The following is a 14345-nucleotide window of genomic DNA, read 5'->3' on the forward strand; positions in this document are numbered from 1 at the left end:
CGTACCGACAGTGACATCGGTGCGCAGCGTCGCCCGAAACATGCGTCAAAGAATCCGATTCAACGCTTCCGAGAACCGCTTCACCGCGCCATCGACATCATGCAGCTTGTCGAGGCCGAACAACCCGAGCCGGAAGGTCTTGAAGTCCTCCGGCTCGTCGCATTGCAGCGGCACACCGGCCGCGATCTGCAAGCCGACATCCGCGAACTTCTTCCCGGTTCGAATCCCGTCGTCGTCCGTGTAGCTGACCACGACACCCGGCGCCTCGAACCCTGCCGCCGCCACGCTCCTGAACCCCTTCTCGGCCAGCAGCGCACGAATGCGCTCGCCAAGCTCGAGCTGCTCGGCCTTCACCTTATCGAAACCATAAGCCTCGGTTTCCTTCATCACGTCGCGCATCGTCGTGAGGCTGTCGGTCGGCATCGTCGCGTGATACGCGAACCCGCCGCCCTCGTAGGCTTCCATGATCTGCAGCCACTTGCGCAGATCGCATGCGAAGCTGGTGCTGGTCGTCGAATCGATGCGCTCGCGCGCAAGCGGGCTCAACATCACCATCGCGCAACACGGCGACGCACTCCAGCCCTTTTGCGGCGCGCTGATCAGGATATCGACGCCGCTGGCCTGCATGTCGACCCACACGGTGCCCGACGCGATGCAATCCAGCACGAACATGCCGCCGACCGCATGCACGGCGTCGGCCACCGCGCGCAGGTACGCATCGGGCAGCATGATTCCGGACGCGGTTTCGACGTGCGGCGCGAATACGAAATCGGGTTTGTTTGCGTGGATCGCGGCGACCACTTCGTCGATCGGCGCCGGCGCATACGCAGCCTGCCGCCCCGCTTCGACCGGGCGCGCCTTCAGCACCGTCGTTTCGGACGGAATGCTGCCCATGTCGAAGATCTGCGACCAGCGAAAGCTGAACCAGCCGTTGCGGACGACGAGGCATTTCTTGTTCGTCGCGAACTGTCGCGCCACGGCTTCCATGCCGAACGTCCCGCTGCCCGGCACGATCGCGACCGACTTCGCGTTGTAGACTTTTTTCAGCGTGGCGGAGATGTCGCGCATGACGCCCTGGAAGCGCTGCGACATATGGTTGACCGAGCGATCGGTGTACACCACCGAATATTCGAGGAGGCCCTCGCGGTCAACATCGGGAAGTAAACCTGGCATGCTCGCCTCCGGTGAAAGATGAACGATGGAATCAGGGCGCGCAGCGCCTGCGACTCGATACTGCTCTGCACCAATGCAAATGCGTCACTCCTCGACGAAAGCAGATTCTAACGAACGCCGCCGGCCGATTGGGGCATATTTTGTCCGCCATCCGGTTCGATGCGCGCCAACGCTGCCCCGTGCAGCGCACGTAGCCCTGTTCCGAGTAAGGGTTAACGACGCGTGCGGCGGGCAGCCCATAACATGTCGATCAGACTCCTCACGACGGAATCCTCGATGACCTCCTCTTCAGCTTCGTCACTGCAGTCGCCCACCGACCCCGCACTCGCCGAGCGCATCGACGCGGTCCTGTCCCGCCAGCTCGATGCGCAGCGCCTCGTCGGCGCGGTCGTCCTCGTCGCCCGCGACGGCGAACTCGTCTACCGTCGCGCGGCCGGGTTCGCGGACCGCGAGTCGCGTACGCCGATGCGCGAGGACACGCAATTCCGGCTCGCGTCGGTCACGAAGCCGATCGTCTCGGCGGCCGCGATGGCGCTCGTCGCGCAGCGCAAGCTGTCGCTCGACGAAGACATCACGCGCTGGCTGCCCGAATTCCGCCCGGCGCTACCCGACGGCCGCGTGCCGACGATCACGGTGCGTCAGTTGCTCGTGCATACCGCCGGCCTCGACTATCGATTCAACGAGACCGATGCGAACGGCACCTATGCGCGTGCAGGCGTGTCCGACGGGCTCGATGGCGCGTCGATCACGCTCGCCGAAAACCTGCGTCGGATCGCGAGCGTGCCGCTGCTGTTCGCGCCCGGCACCAACTGGAACTATTCGCTGTCGATCGACGTCATCGGCGCGCTGATCGAGGCCGTCTGCGGCGTGCCGCTCGCCGACGCGATCGATGCACTCGTGCTGCGCCCGCTCGGGGCGCGCGACACGGGCTTCGTCGCACGCGATCCCGCACGGCTCGCCACGCCCTACGTCAACGATACGCCGCAGCCGCACCGGCTCGCCGAGAACGAAACCGTGCCCATCGACGAAGGGTTCGTCGGTGTCACGTACTCGCCGTCGCGCGCGCTCGATGCGCAGGCGTTCGCATCGGGCGGTGCCGGAATGGTCGGCACGGCCGGCGACGTGCTGACGGTGCTGGACACGCTGCGCGCAGGCGGCGGCGCCATCCTGCCGGCCGACCTGGTCGACGAGATGGGCCGCGTGCAGACGGGCGACTTCGAATTGCCGGACCTGCCCGGCGCGGGCTTCGGAATCGGGTTCTCGGTGTTGCGCGACCCGCAGGCGGCTGCGTCGCCGGAGTCCGTCGGCACGTGGCGCTGGGGCGGCGTCTACGGGCATTCGTGGTTCGTCGATCGCGCCCGTGGGCTGACCGTCGTGTCACTGTCGAATACGCTCTACGAAGGAATGAACGGCCAGTACACGCTCGATCTGCGCGATGCCGTCTACGGCGTCGGATAGCCCGCGAAACGAAAAAAGGCCCGACACAGTCGGGCCAACGGGTTTGAGACACAAGGAGAATCCCGCCCACTCGCTTCCGGGCGGTTACGCCGCGCTACACGACGTTCTTTTCGACGATCGGCCGGTTTTCCAGCACACGCGCCCAGCCGAGCGACGACAGGTCGAGCGTGTCGTAACGCCCGTCCAGAATGAGTTCACTGACGCCGCGCCCGGTTGCCGGCCCTTGCTGCAGCCCGTGGCCGCTGTAGCCGTTCGCGAACACGACGTTGTCGAGTTCCGGGTGATAGCCGATGATCGCGTTGTGATCGAACACGTTGTACTCGTAGTATCCGGACCAGCAATTCTCGACACGCAGCGCCTCGAATTCCGGCACGCGATTCGCGAGCGTCGGCCAGATCACCTCGTCGAACAGGTCGTGGTCGACTTCGTCGAGCGGCAGGTCGTCCGGGTCGCGATCGGGGCTCGGCGACGTGCCGCAGATATACGTGCGCCCTTCCGGCCGGAAATACACGCCGGTCGGATCGATCAGCAGCGGGCAGTCGGTGAGCTTCGCCGGCGACGACACGTTGAAGATGCTGCGGCGCCGCGCAAACACGGGAATGTCGATGCCCATCATCGACGACAGCGTGCGCGTCCAGGCGCCGGCCGCGTTGACGAGCGTGTCGCATGCATGGCGCTCGCCGTCGCCCGTCACGATATGCGTGATCCTGCGGCCGTTGCGCACCACGTCCTTCACGTCGGCCGGCACGTAGCGCGCGCCGAGCGCCTGCGCCTTCTTGCGCAGCGCCTGCACGAGCCCGTAGCCGTCGAACCAGCCTTCACCGCTCACGCCGTACGCGCCCGACACGAGATCGTCGACGTTCAGCCACGGAAACTTCGCGCGCAGCGCATCGGCGTCCATTAGCCGGATATCGGCGCCGAGGCTCGTCTGCAACGCATGATTCTCGCGCAGCGTCGCATCGCCGGCCGGCGTCGCGAGGAACAGGTAACCGCCTTCGTGCAGGTCGATCGACGGCTTGTTGCCGTCCACTTCGAGCCGCTCGCCGATCGTGCGCAGGAAGTCGATGCCGAACAGCGACATCTCGATCGACAGCGGCGTCGAGAACTGCTGGCGAATCGACGCGGCCGACAGCGCCGACGACGAGCGCGCATAGGTCGGGTCGCGTTCGATGACGGTCACGGCGACCGTGGGATCGGTGGCACGCAGGAAATAAGCGATCGAGCTGCCGATCACACCACCGCCGACGATGACGACTTGAGAACTCACGACTGACTCCGGTTGCACATGAAAGGCGCGGCCTGTCGACCGCGCCCGTGGGTTGTTCGCGCCGCGTCGTGCGCGGCGTCGCGTGGGCAGGCTTCCCCGACGATCGCTTCGGCTATTTCAGCACGTCCGGCATCGCCGCGAAAGTCCGCTCGCGCGTGTTGCGTTCAGTCCGCCGACTTCGTCGTGACGGGCTGCCATGCGGCGTTCTTCACTTCATACAGCGTCGAGCTCGGGTTCTTCAGGTCGCCCGTGTTCGTGAACGCGATCGTGCCCGTGATGCCGTCGTAGCGCGTGCCCTTCAGCGCGCCGTTGAAATCGGCCGGCTTCGTCGAATTCGCCTTCTGCATCGCGTTGATCGCGATCCACGTCGCGTCGTACGCGAACGGCGCGTACGCGAGCATGTCGACCCCGTACTTCTGCTTGAATTTCGTTTCGAACTGCTTGCCTTTCGCGAGACGCGACAGCGGCTGCCCGTATTCCCACACCGACGCGCCTTCCGCCGCATTGCCGGCGAGCTTGATGAAGTTCGCGTTCATCACGCCGCCGCCTGCCAGGAACTGCGCGCGGATGCCGAGCTGGCGCATGCGCTTCACGAGCATCGCGGCCTGCGCGTCGAGACCGCCGAAGAACACGAGATCGGCGTTGGTGCTCTTGATCTTCGTGAGCTGCGCGCTGAAATCGACGGCCTTGTCGTTCGTGAATTCGCGCGCGACGATCGTGCCGCCGTTCGCCTTCACGGCCTGCTCGAATTCGTCGGCTTCGCCCTGGCCGAACGCGGTACGGTCGTCGATGATCGCGATGCGCTTCGCCTTCGTCACGCTCGCGGCGTACGTACCGGCGTTGCCCGCGTTCTGCGTGTCGGTCGCGATCACGCGGTACACGGTGCCGAGCCCGGCGCGCGTGATGTCGGGATTCGTCGCCGACGGCGTGATCATCGGAATGCCGGCCTTCGCGTAGATCTTCGACGCGGGCAGCGTCGTGCCCGAATTGAAATGGCCGATCACGACGGCGACCTGCGCATCGGCGAGCTGCTGCGCGGCCTGCACGCCGGTGCGCGGATCGCTCTGGTCGTCCTGCGACGCGATCACGAACTTCACCGGCTTGCCGCCGACCGTCGTGTGCGCGGCATTCGCTTCGTCGACCGCCATGCGTACGCCGTTCTCGATGTCCTTGCCGTATGCGGCACCGCCGCCCGTCAACGGGCCGGCCACGCCGACTTTCACGACCGTTTCCTGCGCATGGGCCGCGCCCGTCTGGAATGCGAGGAGCGCGGCAGTCAATGCGACGCCGGAAAGCGAACGAATGCGGAACGTCATGGCAATCCTTCTTCTGTGGGTCGGGGTGCAACGCGCGCTTGCCGCGCGTCGGCGACCTCTTGCGCGCCGGTGACGTCTTGCGCGGCCGGGGCGCCATTCGATGCGCCCGACCGGCCGGCCGATCACCGCGATTCCGTCTCCGAAGAACCTTTCATCGCGAAAGAGGTGAATGGATTGTGGGTAGCCAATACCCGTGCAGCAAACGAAATATCGGAACTATGTTGTGAGGATTTGTCATCAAGTTCCGTGTTCGCGGGCGGCCCACGGCTACCCAGCGGCGGGCCGTGGGTCGAAAGCTTGAATGGGAAACGGCGGCGGCGCCCCCGGGTAAAGGCCGGCCGTGGTCATGCCGATCGCGCATCATCGCTGCGACGACGGCCCGGCCGGCCTTCGCGATGTACCCGCGCAGGCGCCGCGTCGTCGGTCAATGCCGATCGGTGCCCGTGTGCTTGCGCACCGCATCGGCCGCCTCGCCGGCCTTTTCCTGGATCTTGCCGGCCTGCTGTTCGGCGATGCCTTCCGCTTCCGCCTTGCGGTCGCCCGTCACCTTGCCGAGTGCTTCCTTGACCGAACCCTTGACCTGTTTGAGCTTGCCTTCGATGCGATTCCTGTCCATGGTCGTCTCCTGCGATGGTTGGGGAGAGCCGGCGATGTGGCGGCCTGCGCCGCACCGCCGAGTGGACAGGATCGCAAGCGAATGCCGCAGGCGGTAGATGCGGATGCACCAATGTGCGTGGTGCATTCGTACCGTCGGCGTCAGTCCTTGCCCTTCGCGCCGCCCTTGTCGGCCCCCTTCTCGCCGCCCTTGTCGCCGCGCGCACCGTTCACCTCGGCCGCACCGACGATCCCGCGCTCGCGCGCCCACACGATCGCCTCGCCGCGGCTGTGCACGTCGAGCTTCGCGTAGATCGTCGCGACGTGGTTGCGCACGGTGTTCGGCGCGAGGCCGAGGCGGCCCGCGATCTCCTTGTCGGCGAGGCCGTGGCACAGCAGGTCGAACACGTCGCGCTCGCGTGCGGTCAGGTCGGACAGCTGCGCGCCCGCGTCCGGCGCATTCGCGCGCCGCACGTTCGCGAGCTTCTCGATCAGCGTGCGGCTGAACCACGACGCATCCTGCATCGCCGTCTCGATCGCATAGACGAGTTCCATCTCGGTACGCTTGCGATCGCTGATGTCGAGCAGCGCGACGAGCAGGCAGTCGCGGCCGTGAATCGCGACGGGGTCGGCCGACACGACGCAATCGCGTACGTCGCCATCGCGCGTGCGGATCTGCACGTCCGCGTTGCGCACGCTGCCGTCGCGTGCGAGCCGGCCTTCGATGCGCGGCCACGCACCGTGCTCGGCCCACAGCCCGATCTCGTCCGCCGACTTGCCGAGCAGGTCGTCCTGCGCATGGCCCGTCATCGCGGCGAACGCACCGTTCACGTCGAGCAGTTCGAAGCGGTCGGCCGTGACGATCGCGGTCGCGACCGGCGCCATCCGGAAGGCCGTCGCGAAGCGTTCCTCGCTTTGCTTCAGCGCGCGCTCGGCCTGCTTGCGCGGCTCGAGATCCATGAACGTGAACAGCATGCATGCCTCGTCGTTCATGTCGATCGGCTGCCCGGCGACGACCACGGCCTTCGTGCTGCCGTCCGCGACTTTCAGCACGGCTTCCATCTGCGGGATCGTCGCGCCTTCGCCGAGCCGCTCGATCGCGAGGTCGCGCCGCTCGGCCTGTTCGAGCACATCGATTTCGTACACCGAGCGGCCGAGCACGTCGTCGCGCGCATGGCCCGTCAGGTCGAGAAAGCCCTGGTTGACCTTCACGTAGCGCAAGTCGTCGAGCCGGCAGATCACGGCCGGCGCCGGGTTCGCGTTGAAGGTGCGCTCGAAGCGCTCCTCGGCGCTCGCCCATTCGGTCGCGTCGTGCAGCACGAGCGCGAGGCAATCGGGTTCGCCCGCCGCGTTCGTCAGCACGAGGCTGCGGATGCGGTGAACCCAGCTCACGGTTTCGTCGGCGGCCGATTCGACTTCGACCGTCACGTCGCTGAACTCCTCGCCGGCGATCACGCGATCCATCGGATAGTGGCCGTCGCGCACCGGATGGTTGTTCCGGTAGCGCAGCCGGAAGCGCTCGCGGTATTCGGTGACGTCCGCGCCGAGCGCCTCCAGCTCGGTCACGCCGTGCATCGCGAGCGCGGCCTCGTTCGCCCAGACGATCCGCTGGTCGGGCTCGACCAGGATCACGCCCTCGGTGAGCCCCGCGATGATCTGATGCAGTTGGCGCCGGTCGGTATGCGTCTTCAGCGCCTGTTCGTTTACTTGTTCGTTCATCGAATCGTGTCCCTGTCGTCAACATGACCGCCGGCCGCTCGCCCGTTGCACCGGCCACACCCCGCCGGTGCGTGCCGCGATGATCGCGTACCACGCAAGGGCGCGACAGACGCGGATGCACTACCCCCGATAGTACATTCGCACGCCGCGCTGGCATCGTGCGGTGCCCCGCCGAGCGGCGCAGCGCGGCCTGCGCGCCGGTCGCCCCGCGTTGCCCGGGTCATGATGCATTTCCCGTTCCCGCCCGACCGTTCCGTCCCCGTGCAAACGCACTAGGCGATCCGGTGAATTTGCGCGATGTCCGCTCGCGTTCGCGTCGGTACGCTGGTACTGCATCGGCGCTCATGCGCTGCCTTTTCATACCGCAGAGGAGGACAACCGGATGAAGCAGCATCAGACACCCGATCCGACGCGGCCCGAGCCGGCCCCGGACAACCCGCCCGAGCCGCCGCCCGGCACCGATCCGCCGGTGCCGCTGCCGCCCGACGTGCCGCGCCCGGACATGCCGCCGCGCGAACCCGGCTACGACACGCCGATCGCCCGGTAGCGCGGCACGATCCATGCTCGACGACTGATCCATTCATCACGCCAATCGAAGGAGAACGCCAATGAACAAGACCTCGCACCTTTCGACGCTGCTCGCCGCCAGCGCGGCCTTCCTGCTTTCCGCCGCACCGCTCACGAACGCGCACGCACAGGCCTCGTCGACCGACAGCGGCATGACGGCCGAATCCAACCAGCCCGTCACCGACACCTGGATCACGACCAAGGTGAAGGGTGAACTCGCGACCACCGACGGCGTGAAGAGCGTCGACGTCAGCGTGAAGACGGTCGACGGCGTCGTCACGCTCACGGGCGTGCTGCCGACGAAGATCGCTGTAAAGAAGGCGATCGCCGTGACGCGCGCCGTAAAGGGCGTGAAGCACGTCGACGCATCCGGCCTGAAGGCGAAGGCCTGAGCTACCCCGCGGCCGACCGCCGCACTTTTCTCCCCTTACGAAAGGAGCAGACCATGAACGAGGACAAGATCAAGGGCCAGTGGAAGCAGATCACCGGCAAGCTGAAGGCCAAGTGGGGCAAGCTGACCGACGACGATCTCGCGGTCGCCGAAGGCAATCGCGACTATCTGGCCGGGAAGATCCAGGAGCGTTACGGCATCGCCCGCGACGCAGCCGAGAAGCAGTTGAAGGAATTCGATCGCGAGCTGTAACGCAACCGGCCATCTCAACCCGCCGCGGCGCTCCTGGCGTCGCGGCCATCAGGACCACGACATGGGCAAATACCTGATCGCCTGGCTGCTCGGCGTGCCGTTCGGGCTGCTGGTGCTGTTCTATCTGATCACGCACGTCTTCTGACGGCGAGGCGCACGGCACACGCCCGCCGCCCTCGCTTCCCCCATCTTCCCGACTCCGCGATCGACCGCGACACGGCGAACCGCCGCTGCGCGCGAACGCACGCGCGTTGCACCGCATCGCGTCCATCCAACGCAAATCGGGCAGGACGCATGCACACCCTGCCCGATCCGCTTGGCCCATCTTCGGCGGTGCAAGTCGCACCGCCCTCCCGACGTTACTTCGCCGCGTTCGCCGTCATCTTGAAGATGCCTTGCGCGTTGCCTGCATCGAAACGCAGGTCGGTCACCCAGCGGCGCGCCGCCTGGTCGAACGTGCGCTTGCGCGTGATGAACTCGTAGAACGAGCCCGGCACGTTGCGCTTCACCGTGCCGCCGTCGCGCGTGCGGAACTCGCGCTCGACGGTGTCGGCGCGATACGCGGTCTGGAACACGCGGCCCGAGCGCGAACGCTCGACTTCCGGCTTCATCGGACGGCCCTTCGCCTTCTCGTCGTCGGACAGCTTGAAGACATCGGCGACGCGGTCGGTCGCGTGGTTGAACGCGTTGCCTTCGGTCGAGATCCACGCCATTTCCGCCGATTCCATCAGCAGCGTTTCGTAGTCGAGTTCGTTCGGCAGGTCATGCTGGCGCGCGAACGCGCCGACGATTTCCGGCAGCAGCGCGTGCGCGGCGTCCAGCGGCAGCCAGCCTTCGCGCTCGACTTCCCACAGCAGCGCGACGGCCGCCGGCGACAGCGGATCGCGCGACGAGCTGACGACGTTCGTCACGGCCTGCTGGAATTCCTTCGAGAAACGTTCCGGATGCAGTTCGCTGACGAAGAACTGCGCGATTTCGTCCGGTGCGTCTTCATGCGCATACGCGCGGCCCGTCATGCCGAGCTTGTCGAGCGGGTAACGGCCGTTCAGGCGGAAGCCGAGCGGACGCAGGATGCGCGTGAACGCGGCCTCGCCCGGCGGCAGCGCGCCCGTGTGCGGCCAGCGCACCGTGCGCAGCGCGCCGTGGTCGAAATAGACCGAGCCACCGTTTTCGATCGCTTCGGCCGTGTACGCGCGGCCGTTCGCCGAACGCTCGAGCAGCCCTTCGAACAGCGCCATGTTCATCGCTTGCGCGATTTCCGCGCGCGTCACGACGCCGTCTTCCCATTCTTCGAGGATGGCCGGCATGTTCAGGGTCGAGAACAGGGCGTCGGTCTTCGCCTGTCCCAGCAGCTTCGTCAGCAAGCTCTCGATATTCGGATTGCGCATCAGGATTCTCGTCTCGGGGGACCGCCGGCAAACGTGCCGGCAACTCGTCGGCCGGCCGCCCCACGGGCGCCTGACCTTGCGTGGGGAGCATTATTCAAAGGGTTGCAGCCGGGCGTAAAGCGAGATTAAATTGACATGTGATGAGTTTTTGGAATTATTGGCCGCTCCCCTGCTCCGCCTTCCGCCTTGTGCCGTGCGGGCCTGATCGTCAGACGAATCGAACATCATGCGTAAATTCAAGATCCCCAACATGGGTGCGCTCGTGGCCTTCGAAGCCGCCGCCCGCCACGAGAGCTTCACGCATGCGGCCAAGGAGCTGTTCCTGACCGAAAGCGCGGTATCGCGGCAGATCGCGACGCTCGAAGCGAGCCTCGGCGTGCGGCTGTTCGCCCGCGTGAAGCAGCGTGTCGTGCTGACGCGCGCCGGCAAGCTGTACGGCACGCAGGTGCGGCGTGCGCTGGAAACGCTCGACCGCGACACGCTGTCGATCATCGCGCACGGCAGCGGCGGCGGCTACCTGGAGCTCGCGGTGCTGCCGACCTTCGCGTCGCACTGGCTGATCCCGCGCATCAAGAGCTTCTACGACCGCACGCCCGACGTGCGCGTGAACATGGGCAGCCGCACCGACCTGTTCTCGTTCGAGGACACGCACTTCGAGGCTGCGATCCACTACGGCAAGCCGACCTGGCCCGGTACGTCGTCCGACTACCTGTTCGGCGAGGAAGTCGTGCCGATCTGCTCGCCCGCGCTGCTCGACGGGCCCGTCGAGCGCGTCGAGGATCTGCTCGCGTATCCGCTGCTGCACTCGACGACGCGCCCGGGCGCGTGGGCGCAGTGGTTCGAGACGCACGGCGTCGAGGACATCCGCACGATGCAGGGCGTGCGCTACGAACTGCACACGATGCTGATCAGCGCGGCCGCGGCGGGGCTCGGGATCGCGCTCGTGCCGAAGTTCTTCGTCGAGGAACAGCTGCAGCAGCTCGGCCTGATCGTGCCGTGCGACGCGGCGACGGTCGGCGATTCCGCGTACTACCTCGTGTATCCGACGGAACTCAGCCACAGCAAGCCGCTGGAGCTGTTCCGCGGCTGGCTGCTCGAACAGGCGAGCGCGTATGCGGCGCCGGAGGGCGCGGAGGACGATGTCGATCTGGAGGATGACGAGGACGTCGAGTAACGGCGCGGTCGAGCCAGCCTCATGGCGCGGTGGCCTCGCACGCATGTCGCGTCGGCGGGCGGGCCTTCACGACCTTCACCAGCCGCGCGTGATCGGGCTCCTCCAGCCCCGGGCACACGGTTTCCAGATCGCGAATCACGAGCGTCGCGCGCCCGTCGAAGCGACACACGCCTTCGGGTTGCGCGGCGGGCAGCCGCAGACTGCGCCGAGCGTCGCGCTGGTTCGTGAACCGGATCACCCCCGCGCGTTGCGAACGGTCCGGCAGGCGCCGCGCCGATGCGTCGTCCTCCTCGAACCACACGTCCTCTCCGCTCTCTTCGTCGCCGTAATCCACTACGTAACGGCCCGACAACGTGATCGCACGGCCGACGTACACCGAATGGCATTCGGGTTCGGCGTCGGCCGGAATCGTCTGCGCGTGCGCCGCGGCCGCGCCGCAAGCCAGCCACAAGACGGTGCACAGCACGCGGGCGCGGCCGGTCAGGCTCGACACATCAATCGATTGGCGGATCATGGGCAGTGAGGGGCGGGTCATCGTGACGAAGCCCCGCATTGTCACCCGGCGCATGCCGCACGTGCATTACATGTGCCACTTCACCGTGGCGGTCAGCGTGCGCGGATCGCCGGGCATGTTGTAGAGGTCCGCATTGCCGTGCGCGGCGATGAAGTAGCGGCGATTGAACAGGTTGTCGAGCGTGAGCGTCACGTCGACCTTCTTGCTGCGATACCCGGCACCCAGGTTGAACACCGTGAACGACGGCAGCGTGACGAGATCGCTCGCCGACGCGTAGCGCGCCGACTGGAACTGCATGCCGGCCGCCGCGTAGAAACCATACGGCAACTCACGCTTGAGCCACAGGTTCGCACTGTGGCGCGGCATCAGCCCCGGCGTGTTGCTCGACACCGCGAGGCCGGCCGCCGTCGATTGCGCGGAACCGTCGACCGTGCCGTTCAGGTACGCATACCCCGCATACACCGACCACTTCGGCGCGATCTCGCCGGTAAAGCCAAGTTCCATCCCGCGCACGTGCTGCGTGCCGATCGGCAGCGCATAGCCGGGGTTCGCCGGATCGCCGATCTGCTGGTTGGTCTGGCGCATGTCGAACAGCGCGACGCTGGCCGTCGCCTTGCCGCCGAGGTCGAAGCGCGAGCCGACTTCATACGCGGTGGTCTTCTGCGGCGCGAGCGCGGCGCCGTTCGCGTACGCGCCGGAGCTGATCAGCGTATCGGCGAGCGGCGAGAACGACTGGCTGAACGAACCGTACAGCGTCAGCCAGTCGAGCGGTTCGTAGATCAGCCCGACGCGCGGGCTCCACGCGTGATCGGTACGGTCGAGGTTGACGTTCGACGACGTGTAGTCGTGGCGGATCTGGTTCAGGTAGTCGAAGCGCAGGCCGGCGAGCACTTTCCAGTGTTCGGTCAGCGAGATCAGGTCCTGCGCGTAGACGCCCGCGAGCCCGACCACCGTCGACGCGTTCGTCTTGGCCCGCGCGCCGGTCGGCACGCCGGGCAGCACCACCTGCTGCGGATTGAACAAATCGTAGGTCGCGACCTTCGTCACGCTGTAGATCGTGTCGAACTTCTGCTGCTGCGACAGTTCGAGCCCGTACAGCAGCTCGTGGTGCATGCCGAACAGCGAGGTCTTCTGCGTCAGTTCGAACAGCCCGTCGATGCCGTGATCGGTGCGCTGGCGCGTCGACTGGTCGAGCGTCACGACCGGATGCGCGGCGGTCTTGATCGGCTCGTAGTTCACGTAGTTCTTCCGCTCGAGCGAGAAGTCGTACGCGCGGATCGCGCCGTGGAACGACAGCGAATCGTCGAAGCGGTGATCGAGCGACACCGTCGCGCTCTTCGCGGAGACGTCGTTGTACGAACTGTTCACCCCGTCGGCCGAACCGTAGTACGTGTTGATCGGCACGTCGACCGGCCGGCCGCGATAGGCGGGCAGACCCTGGTCGGACGTGCGGCGGTCGTGCAGGTAGTCGAATTCGACGTTCAGCACCGTGTTGCTGTCGAGCTTGAACTGCGCGGACGGCGCGATCGCCTGGCGGTTCAGCTGGAACTGGTCGCGGAAGCTGTTCGAGTTCTCGGCCGCGCCGGTGATGCGGAAGCGCGCCGCGTCGTTCGCGTTCCAGCCGAGGTCGAATTCGCCGCGCCGCTCGCCGCGCGTGCCGAGCGTCACGCCCACGTCGTTCACCGGGTTCGCCTGCGGCCGCTTCAGTACGCGATTCACGATGCCGCCCGCCGAGCCGCGCCCGTACAGCACAGCCGCCGGCCCCTTCAGCACCTCGACGCGATCGACGTTCGACAGGTCGCGGTAGTACAGCGCGTCGTCGCGAATGCCGTCGACATACTGGTCCGTGATGCTGTTGAAGCCGCGGATCGTGATCTGGTCGCGCTGGCCGTCGCCGACCGAGAAGCCGACGCCTGGCACGTTGCGCAGCGCGTCCTGCAGCGACGTCGCGTTCTGATCCTCGATCACCGCGTGCGGCACGACGTTCACGGTCTGCGGCACGTCCATCAGCGACATGTCGGTCTTGGTCGCCGCGCGCGAATGACCGCCGTCGTACGACGCATGCTCGGCGGCCGCGTTGACGGAAATCGCGGGCAGGGTTGCCGCGGTATCGCTTGCCTGCGCGCAGGCGGCGCGTGTGCCGGCCAGCGACGAGGCGATCAGAAGGACGTGGCACGCGCTCTTGTTGAATTTCATCGTTGAAGTAAAGGCAGAGAGAAAACGGCGAGCGCAAACGCGGGCGGCGACGCAGGTTCATCAGCCGGCGAATCGACACGCGGACGCGTGTCTACGCACAACGGACGGCGCAGAGAGAATCGCCCCGTCGCACCGGCCGGCATGCCCGGCACGAAAACGCCATTGCGACGCGTCACGGCTCGTAACGGAGCGAAATATTAAACGAGAATGATTCGCGTTATTAGTCAATTTCCAACATGTCGCCTTCGTGCAACGAACATCCGGCTGACACTGTGGATTCCTGACGAAATACTTTCAGTTTTGCGCATTGACGCGCGGACTTCGTAAAGAAATCGA

Annotated in this window: 13 protein-coding genes; 5 read left to right on the plus strand and 8 right to left on the minus strand. The window is 66.3% G+C overall.

From position 1 onward, the window contains the following. Positions 1-45: 45 nt before the first annotated feature. Entirely contained in the window at positions 46-1173 is a 1128-nt protein-coding gene (locus AC5LXX_RS28530; RefSeq protein ID WP_493411938.1) for an aminotransferase class V-fold PLP-dependent enzyme, read from the minus strand. 276 nt (positions 1174-1449) lie between these two features. Between AC5LXX_RS28530 and AC5LXX_RS28535 the strand changes: the two genes are divergently transcribed. Beyond that, positions 1450-2631, plus strand: a complete 1182-nt coding sequence (locus AC5LXX_RS28535) for a serine hydrolase domain-containing protein (protein WP_493411939.1) — start codon at positions 1450-1452, stop codon at positions 2629-2631. Positions 2632-2725: 94 nt separating this feature from the next. Here the strand turns inward: AC5LXX_RS28535 and AC5LXX_RS28540 are convergent, their stop codons facing one another. From AC5LXX_RS28540 to AC5LXX_RS28555, 4 genes are all read right to left on the minus strand, one after another. Continuing rightward, positions 2726-3898 carry an NAD(P)/FAD-dependent oxidoreductase gene (locus AC5LXX_RS28540; RefSeq protein ID WP_493411940.1) on the minus strand — a complete coding sequence of 391 codons (1173 nt, stop codon included), beginning with the start codon at positions 3896-3898 and terminating at the stop codon, positions 2726-2728. A gap of 164 nt (positions 3899-4062) precedes the next feature. Beyond that, positions 4063-5214 carry a branched-chain amino acid ABC transporter substrate-binding protein gene (locus AC5LXX_RS28545; protein ID WP_493411941.1) on the minus strand — a complete coding sequence of 384 codons (1152 nt, stop codon included), beginning with the start codon at positions 5212-5214 and terminating at the stop codon, positions 4063-4065. A gap of 424 nt (positions 5215-5638) precedes the next feature. Continuing rightward, positions 5639-5830, minus strand: a complete 192-nt coding sequence (locus AC5LXX_RS28550; RefSeq protein ID WP_124451529.1) for a CsbD family protein — start codon at positions 5828-5830, stop codon at positions 5639-5641. A gap of 140 nt (positions 5831-5970) precedes the next feature. Continuing rightward, positions 5971-7527, minus strand: coding sequence for a PAS domain S-box protein (locus AC5LXX_RS28555; protein ID WP_493411942.1), 1557 nt, complete (start codon positions 7525-7527; stop codon positions 5971-5973). A 382-nt stretch (positions 7528-7909) separates the two neighbouring features. Here AC5LXX_RS28555 and AC5LXX_RS28560 point away from each other — a divergent pair, with 382 nt between their 5' ends. The 3 genes from AC5LXX_RS28560 (at position 7910) to AC5LXX_RS28570 (ending at position 8737) form a co-directional block, all read left to right on the plus strand. Next, positions 7910-8074, plus strand: a complete 165-nt coding sequence (locus AC5LXX_RS28560) for a hypothetical protein (RefSeq protein ID WP_185658161.1) — start codon at positions 7910-7912, stop codon at positions 8072-8074. Between the two features lie 61 nt (positions 8075-8135). Next, positions 8136-8486 (plus strand): BON domain-containing protein, encoded by a 351-nt coding sequence (locus AC5LXX_RS28565; protein ID WP_493411943.1) that lies wholly within the window; start codon positions 8136-8138, stop codon positions 8484-8486. A gap of 53 nt (positions 8487-8539) precedes the next feature. Then, on the plus strand, positions 8540-8737 hold the full coding sequence (locus AC5LXX_RS28570) for a CsbD family protein (RefSeq protein WP_096475163.1): 198 nt from the start codon (positions 8540-8542) through the stop codon (positions 8735-8737). A gap of 359 nt (positions 8738-9096) precedes the next feature. On the opposite strand, the gene AC5LXX_RS28575 is transcribed toward AC5LXX_RS28570, so the two are convergent. Further along, a complete protein-coding gene (locus AC5LXX_RS28575; RefSeq protein ID WP_124451535.1) occupies positions 9097-10125 on the minus strand; it encodes a DUF1338 domain-containing protein in 1029 nt (342 codons plus the stop codon). 226 nt (positions 10126-10351) lie between these two features. Here AC5LXX_RS28575 and AC5LXX_RS28580 point away from each other — a divergent pair, with 226 nt between their 5' ends. Continuing rightward, positions 10352-11299 (plus strand): LysR family transcriptional regulator, encoded by a 948-nt coding sequence (locus AC5LXX_RS28580; protein WP_493411944.1) that lies wholly within the window; start codon positions 10352-10354, stop codon positions 11297-11299. A gap of 19 nt (positions 11300-11318) precedes the next feature. Here AC5LXX_RS28580 and AC5LXX_RS28585 read toward each other — a convergent pair whose 3' ends face one another. Continuing rightward, entirely contained in the window at positions 11319-11852 is a 534-nt protein-coding gene (locus AC5LXX_RS28585; protein ID WP_493411945.1) for a hypothetical protein, read from the minus strand. A 27-nt stretch (positions 11853-11879) separates the two neighbouring features. After that, positions 11880-14009, minus strand: coding sequence for a TonB-dependent receptor (locus AC5LXX_RS28590; RefSeq protein WP_493411946.1), 2130 nt, complete (start codon positions 14007-14009; stop codon positions 11880-11882). Between the last annotated feature and the right edge of the window lie 336 nt (positions 14010-14345).

This window comes from Burkholderia torrens, assembly GCF_984668525.1.

What these genes read in the sequence shown, in the direction of transcription:
- AC5LXX_RS28530 (WP_493411938.1), bottom strand. Translation starts at nt 1,173, where the DNA reads ATGCCAGGTTTACTTCCCGATGTTGACCGCGAGGGCCTCCTCGAATAT.
- AC5LXX_RS28535 (WP_493411939.1), top strand. Translation starts at nt 1,450, where the DNA reads ATGACCTCCTCTTCAGCTTCGTCACTGCAGTCGCCCACCGACCCCGCA.
- AC5LXX_RS28545 (WP_493411941.1), bottom strand. Translation starts at nt 5,214, where the DNA reads ATGACGTTCCGCATTCGTTCGCTTTCCGGCGTCGCATTGACTGCCGCG.
- AC5LXX_RS28550 (WP_124451529.1), bottom strand. Translation starts at nt 5,830, where the DNA reads ATGGACAGGAATCGCATCGAAGGCAAGCTCAAACAGGTCAAGGGTTCG.
- AC5LXX_RS28555 (WP_493411942.1), bottom strand. Translation starts at nt 7,527, where the DNA reads ATGAACGAACAAGTAAACGAACAGGCGCTGAAGACGCATACCGACCGG.
- AC5LXX_RS28560 (WP_185658161.1), top strand. Translation starts at nt 7,910, where the DNA reads ATGAAGCAGCATCAGACACCCGATCCGACGCGGCCCGAGCCGGCCCCG.
- AC5LXX_RS28565 (WP_493411943.1), top strand. Translation starts at nt 8,136, where the DNA reads ATGAACAAGACCTCGCACCTTTCGACGCTGCTCGCCGCCAGCGCGGCC.
- AC5LXX_RS28570 (WP_096475163.1), top strand. Translation starts at nt 8,540, where the DNA reads ATGAACGAGGACAAGATCAAGGGCCAGTGGAAGCAGATCACCGGCAAG.
- AC5LXX_RS28575 (WP_124451535.1), bottom strand. Translation starts at nt 10,125, where the DNA reads ATGCGCAATCCGAATATCGAGAGCTTGCTGACGAAGCTGCTGGGACAG.
- AC5LXX_RS28580 (WP_493411944.1), top strand. Translation starts at nt 10,352, where the DNA reads ATGCGTAAATTCAAGATCCCCAACATGGGTGCGCTCGTGGCCTTCGAA.
- AC5LXX_RS28585 (WP_493411945.1), bottom strand. Translation starts at nt 11,852, where the DNA reads ATGCGGGGCTTCGTCACGATGACCCGCCCCTCACTGCCCATGATCCGC.
- AC5LXX_RS28590 (WP_493411946.1), bottom strand. Translation starts at nt 14,009, where the DNA reads ATGAAATTCAACAAGAGCGCGTGCCACGTCCTTCTGATCGCCTCGTCG.